The 12,822-nt window shown below is 40.0% G+C and carries 13 protein-coding genes; 10 read left to right on the top strand and 3 right to left on the bottom strand.

Going from position 1 to position 12,822, the window contains the following annotated elements:
• Positions 1 to 273 precede the first annotated feature (273 nt).
• The 5 genes from ompR to FTU02_RS07820 all read left to right on the top strand — a co-directional run bounded on the left by ompR (position 274) and on the right by FTU02_RS07820 (position 5,852).
• On the top strand, positions 274 to 1,038 hold the full coding sequence (ompR, locus tag FTU02_RS07840) for a two-component system response regulator OmpR (protein WP_078189809.1): 765 nt from the start codon (positions 274 to 276) through the stop codon (positions 1,036 to 1,038).
• A gap of 246 nt (positions 1,039 to 1,284) precedes the next feature.
• Positions 1,285 to 2,745, top strand: a complete 1,461-nt coding sequence (locus FTU02_RS07835) for an ATP-binding protein (protein WP_180024744.1) — start codon at positions 1,285 to 1,287, stop codon at positions 2,743 to 2,745.
• A 206-nt stretch (positions 2,746 to 2,951) separates the two neighbouring features.
• Positions 2,952 to 4,469, top strand: a complete 1,518-nt coding sequence (locus FTU02_RS07830; protein WP_078192882.1) for an acetyl-CoA hydrolase/transferase family protein — start codon at positions 2,952 to 2,954, stop codon at positions 4,467 to 4,469.
• Positions 4,470 to 4,596: 127 nt separating this feature from the next.
• A complete protein-coding gene (locus FTU02_RS07825; protein WP_078189811.1) occupies positions 4,597 to 5,016 on the top strand; it encodes a GNAT family acetyltransferase in 420 nt (139 codons plus the stop codon).
• Between the two features lie 149 nt (positions 5,017 to 5,165).
• On the top strand, positions 5,166 to 5,852 hold the full coding sequence (locus tag FTU02_RS07820; protein ID WP_111885832.1) for a DsbA family protein: 687 nt from the start codon (positions 5,166 to 5,168) through the stop codon (positions 5,850 to 5,852).
• 76 nt (positions 5,853 to 5,928) lie between these two features.
• On the opposite strand, the gene FTU02_RS07815 is transcribed toward FTU02_RS07820, so the two are convergent.
• Positions 5,929 to 6,129 carry a dodecin family protein gene (locus FTU02_RS07815; RefSeq protein WP_067761311.1) on the bottom strand — a complete coding sequence of 67 codons (201 nt, stop codon included), beginning with the start codon at positions 6,127 to 6,129 and terminating at the stop codon, positions 5,929 to 5,931.
• A 237-nt stretch (positions 6,130 to 6,366) separates the two neighbouring features.
• On the opposite strand from FTU02_RS07815, the gene FTU02_RS07810 reads away from it, so the two are divergent.
• From FTU02_RS07810 to FTU02_RS07790, 5 genes are all read left to right on the top strand, one after another.
• Positions 6,367 to 6,615, top strand: a complete 249-nt coding sequence (locus tag FTU02_RS07810; RefSeq protein WP_180156596.1) for a glycine zipper domain-containing protein — start codon at positions 6,367 to 6,369, stop codon at positions 6,613 to 6,615.
• 234 nt (positions 6,616 to 6,849) lie between these two features.
• Positions 6,850 to 7,038 carry a hypothetical protein gene (locus FTU02_RS07805; protein WP_111885834.1) on the top strand — a complete coding sequence of 63 codons (189 nt, stop codon included), beginning with the start codon at positions 6,850 to 6,852 and terminating at the stop codon, positions 7,036 to 7,038.
• Positions 7,039 to 7,389: 351 nt separating this feature from the next.
• Entirely contained in the window at positions 7,390 to 7,569 is a 180-nt protein-coding gene (locus FTU02_RS07800) for a hypothetical protein (RefSeq protein WP_180007056.1), read from the top strand.
• Between the two features lie 11 nt (positions 7,570 to 7,580).
• Entirely contained in the window at positions 7,581 to 9,029 is a 1,449-nt protein-coding gene (locus FTU02_RS07795) for a hypothetical protein (protein WP_180156594.1), read from the top strand.
• Positions 9,030 to 9,127: 98 nt separating this feature from the next.
• The gene (locus tag FTU02_RS07790; protein ID WP_180156592.1) at positions 9,128 to 10,288 is read left to right on the top strand and encodes a hypothetical protein; all 1,161 of its coding nucleotides are present in this window, start codon (positions 9,128 to 9,130) and stop codon (positions 10,286 to 10,288) included.
• Between the two features lie 68 nt (positions 10,289 to 10,356).
• On the opposite strand, the gene FTU02_RS07785 is transcribed toward FTU02_RS07790, so the two are convergent.
• Complete coding sequence (locus tag FTU02_RS07785; protein WP_078192833.1) at positions 10,357 to 10,632, bottom strand: hypothetical protein; 276 nt, start codon at positions 10,630 to 10,632, stop codon at positions 10,357 to 10,359.
• A 154-nt stretch (positions 10,633 to 10,786) separates the two neighbouring features.
• Complete coding sequence (htpG, locus tag FTU02_RS07780; RefSeq protein ID WP_180156590.1) at positions 10,787 to 12,706, bottom strand: molecular chaperone HtpG; 1,920 nt, start codon at positions 12,704 to 12,706, stop codon at positions 10,787 to 10,789.
• Between the last annotated feature and the right edge of the window lie 116 nt (positions 12,707 to 12,822).

Below are 12,822 nucleotides of genomic sequence, written 5' to 3'. Positions count from 1 at the left end.
ATCCACAATTGTTTTTATAAATTTATTCGTGGTTTTTAATGCCAATTCATCTCAAATACACATTTTTTTACGAAACTGACTATGAAACAGCAAATTAGCGAGACTCAGACAAGCAAACTGATTCGAACAACATGTATACATTTGGTATCTATGTCTTGATTTTAACTGCAATATTTGTTGCTTTAGAGCATAGTAAATTTATATAAATGAATCGTATACTCAAGTGAAATCGACTTTTTGTTTACGATGACAATAAAGAATAAGGAGCACGTCATGAGTTTAGTTGTACCTGCTGAAAAAACAGATGCCGTACAAGCCGAAACCGACCGAGTCGAACGCATTCTGGTTGTCGATGATGATGTGCGTCTACGCACCCTCTTACAACGCTTCCTAGAAGATAAAGGTTTTGTGGTCAAAACCGCACATGATGCGACTCAGATGGATCGTCTGTTGCAGCGGGAACTCTTTTCCCTGATTGTGCTCGACTTTATGTTGCCTGTTGAAGATGGCTTGAGTATTTGCCGCCGTCTGCGCCAATCTAGCATCGATACCCCGATCATTATGCTGACCGCTCGTGGTAGCGATTCAGACCGTATTGCAGGACTTGAAGCCGGTGCAGATGACTATTTACCAAAACCATTTAACCCGAATGAGCTATTAGCTCGTATTCGTGCGGTCCTACGTCGCCAAGTGCGTGAAGTTCCGGGCGCACCAAGCCAACAAATGGAAGTGGTGTCTTTTGGTCCTTGGTCACTCGACCTATCTACACGTACCTTAACCCGTGAAGGTCAAGTCGTCACATTAACCACGGGTGAATTTGCCGTACTCAAAGCATTAGTTCAACACCCTCGTGAACCACTGACACGCGACAAGTTAATGAATCTTGCTCGTGGTCGTGAATGGGGAGCCATGGAACGATCAATTGACGTTCAGGTTTCTCGCCTGCGTCGTTTGGTTGAAGAAAACCCAGCACGTGCGCGCTATATTCAAACCGTTTGGGGCGTAGGTTATGTCTTTGTTCCAGATGGTGCTGAATAAGCCATAAAATAAGACCTGAGAATCGAGTCACCGTACCTCATGTCCGGAAATGCCATTCGCTGCTGTCCGAGCCACTTGAAATTGAATGAATAAAAGTAATGTGCGCGAGTTCAGCGAATGGCAAAAATTTTGGTTACTTTTTTAAAAAGTAACATAACAAACTCCTCCCAAAGAACGTTCCAGCAGTAAGATTCCATCGCAAAGAATAAAAACTGCCTTTCAAAAAATTTGCTTAAAGGATTCTGCGTGAAACTCGAACCCATCGATCCACAGGAATTTACCGACTACGTTACCTACTCCGAAAAAAAACGGACACCTTGGGAACGCTTCCTTGATAAAATCAAACCCCGCTCTGCAGCCATGCGGACCACCGTATTGGTCTTATTTGTGGTGTTTTTTAGCCTGTTTATGTCCTTATGGTTCTTTTGGCGCACACTCTATTTACCCGAAATTCAACAACATGCTCGTTACCTCGCGGTCGAACTTGAAATCATTAACAATCCTGATTTACGGATTTTTCATAACAATGCCGAAGTGGATGTCGACGACTGGATGCGCAACCGTGTCGGGATCGAATATGTGACCGATCCGAAAGAATTCCCCAACGTCAAAGACAAAGTCATTGCAGAGTTCTTTACCAATCAAATTGAAAAGAAACTGGCCAAAGAAATGCGCATTGATAATGCGACTGTGTATTTCCAATTTAAACCTGACCCACGCATCTGGATTCAAACTCCAGAAATGAATGGCAACTGGGTTCGCGAGCCTTTAAAAACCTATGCCAACTATAGCGCAGAGCTGATTTTAGGTTGGTTATTGGGTATTCCGCTGATTGCTGGCATCATTATCTTAACCTTGGTTCGTCAGCTCAACCGTCCACTAAAACGTTTACAAGATGCGGCAAACAACTATAGTAAACAAGGCACTGCTCCTTATTTAGAAACCAACCATGGGCCGCAAGAAATCCGTGAAGTAAACCAAGCCTTTAACCACATGGTCTACACGCTGGAACAAACTGAACGTGATCGTCGCATCATGTTGGCCGGTATTTCCCACGATTTGCGTACTCCGCTGACCCGTATTCGACTCAGCGCAGAAATGATGCCTGATGATGACTTCCTAAAAGAAGGTCTGATTTACGATGTTGAAGATATGGATGCAATTCTGAATCAGTTCATTTCGTATATGCGAGATGGCTCTGATGAAGTTCCGCAAGATACTGATTTAAATGCGCTATTGCAGGAATTAGTGATTCAATTTAAACCTTTAGATATTCGCTTTGAACCCCAAGACTTACCGATTATTCAAGCACGTAGCCTGTCCTTAAAACGACTAATAGGCAACTTAATCAATAACTCAAAACGCTATGGTGCCGAGCCGATTGAACTGTCTACCGAATATGAAGGTGACCATATTCAAATTCGCGTTGCCGATAATGGCGAAGGGATTCCTGAAGACCAAATTGAAGACCTGATGCAACCTTTTGTACGTGGTAATGATGCACGTACCATTCAAGGCAGTGGACTCGGTTTAGCCATTGTAAAACGTATTGTGGATATTCACGAAGGTCAACTTTCAATTCACAATCGAGCAGAAGGTGGACTCGAAGCGATCATTTCTTTACCACTGCAAAAACTCGAAAATGATGAAATATTAAACAACAGCCCATTGGAAAAAATTAAGCAAAGTTTAACTGAACGCTTTTAACAAGCGTTCAAAAAAGCAACGAACAGTTTTGTTCAATCCTTAATCATTGGTATTTTTAACTTTATTATTCATCAACTTATAAATCATAATAAAATCTTATACCCACATTTTTTCAAAAAATTAGACCTTAGCCTAACAGGGATGCAAAATGGCTTTTTTGATCGGTACAATCCGTATCAGTTTTGAGAATTTCACGAGAGTATATGATGTCTTTAGATCGCATCCGTTTAGCTGCCCTTCACGACAAAGTTATCAGCGCAGAAAAAGCTGCTGAATTCATTCAGGATGGTATGACGGTAGGTATGAGTGGTTTCACACGCGCAGGTGAAGCGAAAGCTGTACCTTTAGCGTTGGTTCAACAGGCTCATGCTAATCCTCTTAAAATTACCCTAATTACTGGCGCGAGCTTGGGTAACGATTTGGACAAAAAATTGACTGAAGCAGGTGTTCTTGCTCGTCGTTTACCGTTCCAAGTAGACAATACATTACGTAAAGCGATCAACAAAGGCGAAGTAATGTTCATCGATCAGCATTTGTCTGAAACAGTTGAACAAATGCGTAACCTTCAGCTTAAAAAGCCTGATGTAGCAATTATTGAAGCTGTTGCGATCACTGAAGATGGTGGCATCATCCCTACAACTTCTGTAGGTAACTCTGCAAGCTTCGCAATTTTTGCTGAAAAAGTAATTGTTGAAATCAACACCAACTTAAGCCCAGCATTTGAAGGCTTACACGATATTTATATCCCAACATATCGTCCAACACGTCAAGCTATTCCATTGACTCATGTTGACGAACGTATTGGTACACATGCAATCAACATCGATCCTTCAAAAATCGTAGGTATCGTATTTAACAACGAATTGCATGACTCTCCATCTACAGTGACTGCCCCTGATGATGAAACTCAAGGTATTGCAAACCACCTTATCGCTTTCTTTGAAAAAGAAGTCGCTGAAGGTCGTTTACCGAAAAACCTAGGTCCATTACAAGCAGGTATTGGTTCAATTGCAAACGCAGTATTGACTGGTCTTAAAGATTCAAACTTTGAAGACTTGATCATGTACTCTGAAGTACTTCAAGACTGTACATTTGAATTGATCGACGCAGGCAAAATGAAATTTGCTTCAGGTTCTTCTATTACGCTTTCTGCGAAATATGGCGAAAAAGTATTTAATAACCTTGAACAATACAAAGACAAACTTGTATTACGTCCACAAGAAATTTCTAACCACCCAGAACTTGTACGTCGTTTAGGTATCATCGGTATCAACACAGCACTTGAGTTTGACATTTACGGTAATGTGAACTCAACTCACGTTTGCGGTACAAAAATGATGAACGGTATTGGTGGTTCAGGTGACTTCGCACGTAATGCGCACTTGGCGATCTTCGTGACTAAATCAATTGCAAAAGGTGGCGACATTTCTTCTGTTGTTCCATTTGCTTCTCACGTTGACCATGCAGAACACGACGTTGACATCTTGGTTACTGAACAAGGTCTTGCTGACTTACGTGGTCTTGCTCCACGTGAACGTGCTCGTGCTGTAATCGACAACTGTGCTCACCCAAGCTACCGTGCAGCATTAAATGATTACTTCGACCGTGCTTGTGCGAAAGGTGGTCAAACACCTCACCTTCTACGTGAAGCATTGTCTTGGCACATCAACTTCGAAGAGAACGGCCATATGTTAGCTGCTCAGCCTGAAGTGAAAACTGCTTAATTGACAGTGAACTAAAAAAACGCTCTTCGGAGCGTTTTTTTATGGCTTTTATTTTTCAATATGACTTATCAAGTCTGCAAAACTCGACTAATCTAAATTGGTCAAAATACATGCTAAAATAAAAATTATGTTTATTATCCGCCCCTATCTCGAATCTGATTTAGATGATGTGATTGCACTTTGGGAACTGTGTGATCTGACCCGCCCATGGAATAACCCTGAAATTGATATATTTCGAAAATTGGCTCAACGTGATCAATTATTCTTGTTGGCGGTCAAAGATGATCAACTGATTGCAACTGTCATGGGTGGCTATGATGGACACCGAGGCTGGGTCAATTATCTTGCCGTACATCCACATTTTCAACGTAATGGCGTCGCTACCGCCCTCATTCAACAATTAGAAAAACGCTTAATTGCTTTAGGCTGCCCAAAACTTCAATTACTGATTCGCCAAGACAACATTGACGTACAAAATTTTTATGAACAATTGGGCTATGAAGAGGTTGAAGTGATTTGTTTGGGTAAACGTTTAATCACGGATTAATCGTTCGACAAATCTTCATTCAATCCTTGTAACAAAATCAAAAAAAAATCGACATTGCGCCATCGAAACAAAAATGGATTGCATTGCTTGGCTTTAAATTTTAGGATTTGCCCCCATCATTTTCCCAGAACATAGAAAAGAGATTTCCCATGCGTGTAGATATCTGGTCAGACGTGGTTTGCCCATTTTGTTATATTGCGAAAAAACGCCTTGAAGCTGCTGCCGAAGAATCGGGTGTAGAGCTTGAAGTGTTTTGGCATAGCTATCAACTTGATGCAGATGCGCCCGCTCGCCTAGAAATTTCTAATACTGAACGTCTAGCTCAAAAATATGGCCGCAGTATTGAAGAAGTAGAGGAAATGCAGCGCAATATTGCCGAAATGGCAAAAGCTGAAGGTATTGAATTTAACTGGCAAAAAGCCAATTCAGGCAATACTTTCAACGCGCACCGCTTGATTCATCTTGCACAAAGCAAAGGTCTCGGCAGTGAAGCCAAAGAAGCTTTCTTCTATAGCTATATGACGCAAGGCTTGGCCATTGGTGAACGTGAAACCTTAGAAGATGTTGCATCTCGTATTGGTCTAAACCCTGTTGAAGTCGATGACTTATTAGACTCAGATGAATTTGCTGATTTCGTCAAATACGACGAAGAAGTAGCACGCGATCAACTTAAAGTTACGGGTGTACCGTTCTTTGTATTTGAGCAACGCATTGCTTTAGCAGGCGCTCAACCGAAAGATGTATTTAAAAAAGTGATGGACAAAGCTGCGGAACTCCCTGAGCTTGCTCCTACACCTGTCTGTAATGATGAAAGCTGTGAAACACCTGAAAAATAATTCAGCGCGTTCAATCAAAAATCCCCGAACTTCGGGGATTTTTTATGATCAGTTTTTAACATCAATAAAATGAAACTTATTCCACCAAGAAGCTGATTTTTAAGTTCACTCGATATTCCGCAATTTTATTGTCTTTCACCACAACTTTTTGTTCATTAATCCATGCACCCTGAACGTTCTTTACGGTTTCAGTGACTTTATTAATTCCCGTTTGGATGGCATCTTCAAAACTTTTTGTGCTACTTGCATTTACTTCAACGACTTTAGCAACAGACATTGTATTTATCCTCATTGTTATGATTTTGAATCTTCATCATATGATTAAGTCACTTATTTTGGTTATTTTTTAAACATCAAAACAGCAAAATATTACATGTCTTACACAGGAGTGAATTCCACTTCGAGGGATTACAAACTGACCATCATTTATTACATGCTTTCTGTTTAAGCCAAGGCCACTACCGATTAGGCTAAAAGCTTCATTCTTCAAACGATCATGCTCGGGAGTAATGTCATGACTATTGAACCTCAAGCAACTTCTGCTGAAACCGAACTATCTACCAATACACCCTCTCAAACAACCACCAACAAGTCCCAAACAGGGAAGAATAGCTTTCTCTCACGTTTTTCTCCGACCGTCAAAGGTGCTGCGATCGGCGCTGTTGCAGGCAGTATTTTGCCTGTTTTTGGTACGATTAGTGGTGCCATTATTGGTGGTATCGCAGGCAAAGTCTATGAAAAGAAATGTGCCAAACATTCATAGATTTTTCATCTATATCTGAGTGATACGCCGCTGTCACTCAGCCACTAAAAACTCTAGAGCAATAACTCCAATATATTGTTTTATATAAATATTAAATCCTACCATTTATCTTGTGTTGCCGAATCGATCATTTTTAATTGATTATTTTTTGATATTATTTTCACATAAATTCAAGTGATTAATTTTCTCCCTGACTCAATTTTTGAGTTACTAATGATTGATAGGAATACACAAATGAACGCAATCAAATATGCTATGGCTGTTGCTGTGATGGCGCTTTCTGCAACTGTTTCTGCACAAATCGTTTACGTACCAGATTTTCCAGTAAAAAAAGCTGTAACTGCTGAAACTGCCAATGCAGAGAGCCAAGCTCCAGCTGCTGATACAACTGAAGTTATAACAAACACAGAAAAAAAAGCTTAATTTTTAGCTGATTTTTCCATAAAAAAACCGATGGCTCCCACCATCGGTTTTTTATTTTATGTGCCTTTACTTTGGGCTTTATTCTTTACTTAACATTAAAAATGAACATCTAAAAGCGCTCGATCGCTGATGATGACTTCAAAAAAATTGATCAAACCATACCGCTATATCTTTTGCAAAACCTATCTTTAAGCTAATGATTTGGTATTATTTTTAAACAAAATGCGCATTAATTGTCATATTTAACGCTTAATTTGTAGAAGCTGACATTTATTTCCATGTTTTTTTTAATGAAATCTCTATAATCAAATGAACTAATCGACTTCTTTATTTTTAAATTTACATTGTCCTATGCAAGAACTTCAGGCACTGATACAAGGAAAAATTTCACCGCAGGTCATAGATATTGAGCACCTGATTGAATTGGCCAATACATATCGAAACCCGAATTCGGCTGAATATAAATTAGTAGAACTTGCAACCAATATTGTATTGGCTAAATATTTAGAAAAAGCACAAAAAGTCCTTTAGGAAGCGGACAAATGAATTTACAAGAGAAAGTACAATTAATAAAAGAAATCCATGTACTGACCCATCAACTTGAACACCGTGCTTTGAGTTTTTATGAAACTGCGCTTTCTAAACGTCGGATTCATGAAATTTTTGCCTTATGCGATGAACCGATTTTTCAAAAGCAAATATTAAGTTATCGTGCATTAACTAAGCCACAAATGGCTGCAACTGAATTTTCCAAACAAACGCCATATTCATTGTTATTTCGTGGCTATTTTAACCATGATGCTGCACTTGAAAATGCTTTATATCAATATCCAGAGATGGGTTGGGCCTTGCTGCATGACCATGAATTAGGTTGGCAAGTGTGGATGATTCCAGCCAAACAGCGCACGGCTTTACTCAGTGAATGGGGCAATTTTAGCGAATGCTATGATTGGTTAATTGAACAACAACAGCTATATAAATGTTTAATCAGTGATACTGATCTACGTCTACATGCCGTACGCCTAAAAGAAGAAGTCAGCACAGCACCAAACAATGTTGCAGCAAGTGTGGATGCCCTACTGCCGATTGAAACAATAAATAAAGATGGATCTGTCGATATAGATCATTGCGATAAGCAAATCAATGAAGCGGATACGTTGCTTGATAACTCAAATACAAATAAACCGGAGCTTTCTGCACCTGATACCGTTCCTCTTGTTCTAATTGAGCAGCCAACACATGCGCCATCGGAGGAACATCTCAACTCGACAATGGCAGGCGTTGAACTTCCTGAACAGGTTCAAATCGCTCAATATGCCGCTCGCGTTCAAACGCTGCAAAACATCGATGCGCAATTGGCCTTGTATGAATTGCAGTTTATAGATCAGCCTGAACTCACAACACAACTTGATGTTCTATTGCATACGATAGATGGTACAGATTGGAAAAACCAGCCGCTGTATTTAGCAGAGCAAATCAATACCGAGGGCCGCTTCATCAAATATCTCTTGTTGTTTGGTGCGCAAACGCAGATGGAAGCCATTCGACTCTCTCAGCTGTTTTGCCAACAACATCAACATGAACTTGCTGCGATTAAAGTCATATCATGGGACAGTCTAGAGCAACTCTGTGCTGCACCTGATCAGCTCTATCAACAGTCTCAGCGGGCTGAAATGATTTGGTCGCAAAACGACTATTATCCATTTATCCCGGCACAATTAATTCATACGCAAAAATTCATTCATTTTGATGAACCTGAACCGACACTACATACCCCGTTGTTATTATTACAAGAACGTCAAAAAATACGTTTAATCCACGGTCAAAAACGCATGGCACTCTTGCGTACCGAACAAGCCCTTCCCTATTTGATCCTCCATCGACAGCAAGGTTTAAATTGGCAAAGCATCCAAAATGTGATCCAACAATTGCCTCAACCCATTGATGTGATTTCGCTTTATCAAGCACTTAAGCAAATGACCGAAGATTAATTGCATTTATTTTGTAGTTTGGCTTGCATTTATCCGACAAAAATAACAAAACTACAGATGCAGGATACTCAGATGATAATTAAATAGAGCCAAAACATATGCATAAAAAACAACAGTACTTTATTCGGACTTTGCTTTTTTCCGCATCAATGAGCTTGATGTATCAAGTTGCTTGGGCCAATGAAACTGATGCTGTCATCAATGAAACTGAGGGGCAACATTCTCAGGATGTGCCTGCAACCGAGCAAAGTTCACCGTATATCATGCCAAAGACCTATGATTTTTTAGATCAAATTCCACGTTGGATTGATGCAACACCGACCTTCTTACCTGAACAATCAGATCACCCCATTGTTCCGACAATAGAACAAACGGAAAATAATAGCTGGACCGATCGACAACAGAAGAAAGTCCGAAATTGGGCAGATCGAACAGCCGTTCGCATGGATAACTGGTTTGGGCAAAGTGAGCCTGATAAACCAGCCAATGCTACCCTTAGGGTGATTTTAGACAACAGTTGGAATAAGCACGATGAATACGAAATTAAGCCACGTATTCGCGGTAAAATTAAGCTTCCCACTTTAGAAAAAAAATTGAGTGTGGTCTTTGGTGATGACTCACTTGATAATGAATTAGAAAATAATGCTGCAATTACCAATGAAAACCCTGCGGGGCGTAGTGATAAAAATTATGACAATAAGCAAACCCGTGAAGATAACAGTTCACTGGCTTTACGTTGGTCAGAAATTTCAGATCGACTGCCCTTCGAAACTGACGTTGATCTCGGTTTACGTTCTGGTGATGACCTATATGTCCGCTTAAAAGCAGCTAAAAAATGGCAACTCGACAATGATTACAGTTTTTTAGCCGAACAAATTTATCGTTATGGTATCGATAGTGAAAATTATCTAAGAACCAATTTAGAATTAACCCATGCCCGTCCAGGCCAACCCTTTATTTCAAACCAATTCAACCTGACCTATGCAGATGCACAGGATGATGATCTGAAATGGGATAACTTCAGTTACCGCCAACACCAATTTTTTAAAGGTAACCGATTCAACTACGGCCTATATACAGGTGGTTTTTACAATAACGATCAACTGCGTTTAAACAGTTGGGGACCCTATGTATCATGGCGACAGCCCTTTCTGCGCGAATGGTTTTATATCCAAGGTGATCTCAACTACCTCAACAACCATCGTGACGATAAAAGCCACTTTGTGGGCGCTTTAGTGCGCCTTGAAGCCTTGTTCTAGAACCCGCTATTTCACAGCGAATAAAAAGCCCATCTCAACAGGATGGGCTTTTTTTAAATAACTCAGCTTCAATTTTTCTTAATCACACGTACACGATCATTACGTACAATACTTGGCTGTTTTTCAGCGACTTTTTTCACTTTAGGAAAACTATACTGAACACGATCATTTCGCATCACACGGCGACTATCAACAAAAGGGTTGATATCGTATTGTGCGATCTGCTTTGAAACCTGCACACGGTCATTACGCACCATTTTTTGCTTAGCGCTGTCTGCCTGAGCAGATTGCATGAGGCCCATAGAGAGCAGCGAGCCCATTACAGCGATCACTAAAATTTTCATCTTAAGATTCCCAATACTTAACGATCGCTATTATAGATTAATTATTTATTTTTAATTTATTTTAAAGATTAAAACATGGACGTTTTTATTCATGTGCTCTATCGAAAAACCAAATAAAAAAACCTCCCGAAGGAGGTTCATTTCATATCTACCGTTACTTCAGCAATAAGCTGTTAATCCGTTTGATGTATTGGGCAGGATCTTCGGGTAAACCGCCTTCAGCAATCAACGCTTGATCGAAGATCACATTCGCCAAATCATCAAATTGCACCGAACTTTCTAATTTTTGTACCAACGGATGGGATGGATTGATTTCCAAGACTGGTTTTGACTCGGGAACCGCTTGTCCTGCTTGTTTCAGCATACGGACCAGTTGCGGTGATAACTCACCCTCAGCCACCACCAAACACGCAGGAGAGTCCACTAAACGTGTTGTTACACGCACTTCAGAGGTCTTATCTTTTAACGCATCCGACAGTTTTTCAACAACAGGTTTAAACTGCTCAGCAGCTTCCTCAAGTGCTTTCTTCTCTTCAGCATCTTGTAGATCACCCAAATCAACTGCACCTTTCGATACATTCTGTAATGGTGTTCCATCAAACTCAAAAACAAATTCCATCGCCCACTCATCCACTCGTTCAGTCATGAGCAGCACTTCGATACCTTTTTTCTTGAACAATTCAAGTTGTGGTGAGTTTTTCGCAGCATTTAAACTATCAGCAGTCACATAGTAAATTGCCTTTTGGCCTTCTTTCATATTGGCTTTATAGTCTGCAAATGATGTTTTCACTTCATCATTATTTGACGAAGCAAAGCGTAATAATTTTAGAATACGCTCACGATTCGCCATGTCTTCACCTAAGCCTTCTTTTAAGACTGAACCAAACTCAGCGTAGAATTTTGCAAACTTCTCTTGATCAGCAACATCTTCAGATTTCGCCAAACCATCTAGCACCGTTAAAATGCGGCGGGCGTTACCTTCACGAATCGTTTTAACGTCGCGACTTTCTTGTAATAATTCACGGCTTACATTAAGTGGTAAGTCTGCGCTATCCACCACACCTTGAACAAAACGTAAATAATTTGGAATCAAATTATCCGCATCATCCATGATAAATACACGTTTCACATACAGCTTAATTCCTGCTTTAGCTTCACGTGTGAAAATATTGCTTGGTGCGCGAGATGGAATATAAAGTAACTGTGTATATTCCGTACTTCCCTCTACACGGTTGTGTGTCCACGCAAGCGGGGATTCAAAATCATGGCTCAGGTTTTTATAAAACTCAGTATATTGTTCTTCACTGATCTCATTTTTATTACGCGTCCATAATGCACTTGCTGAGTTAATCGCTTCCCACTCATCCGTCAGTACATATTGACCAGGTTTTGCTTCTTCGCCTTCGGCAGCTTCCTCTTGTTGCCAAACTTCTTTCTGCATCTCAATTGGCAAACTAATATGATCAGAGTATTTATTAATAATCTGCTTAACTTTGTAACGATCTAAATAATCTAAAGCATCCTCGCGTAAATGCAAAATGATGTCGGTTCCACGTGAAGCCTTATCAATTGGCTCTACATCAAACTCACCTGTACCATTACTAACCCAACGTACCCCTTCAGCGGCATTTACCCCAGCACGACGTGATTCCACTGTAATTTTTTCAGCAACAATAAAACCTGAATAGAAGCCCACACCAAATTGACCAATCAATTGTGCATCTGACTTTTGATCACCCGTAAGCTTCGACATAAAATCTTTAGTGCCAGACTTAGCAATCGTACCCAAATGATCAATCGCTTCTTGTTGTGTCATACCAATACCATTATCCGAAATGGTAATTGTCTTCTGCTCTTTATTTAAATGAATACGCACATGTAAATCTGGATCATTTTCATAATATTCAGGATGGTTAATCCCTTCAAAACGCAATTTATCACAGGCATCAGATGCGTTTGATACTAACTCACGAAGGAAAATTTCAGGATTTGAATATAAAGAATGTGTTACTAAATGCAGTAACTGAGCCACTTCCGCTTGGAAGCTGTGTTTTTGAGATTGTTGTTCGCTCATCAGTCTCTCCGTTCATACTGAGTAAAATTATCAATTGCCTATATGAATGGAGGGACTTCACTATTTTTCAATAGTGTGAATGGAAAATTTTTATTCTGTCGCACTAAATTTTAAGG

This window comes from Acinetobacter sp. YH12045, from assembly GCF_013419925.1.
In the GTDB taxonomy this organism is placed as follows: Bacteria; Pseudomonadota; Gammaproteobacteria; order Pseudomonadales; family Moraxellaceae; genus Acinetobacter; species Acinetobacter amyesii.
This window is presented reverse-complemented; position numbering and strand designations above follow the sequence as displayed.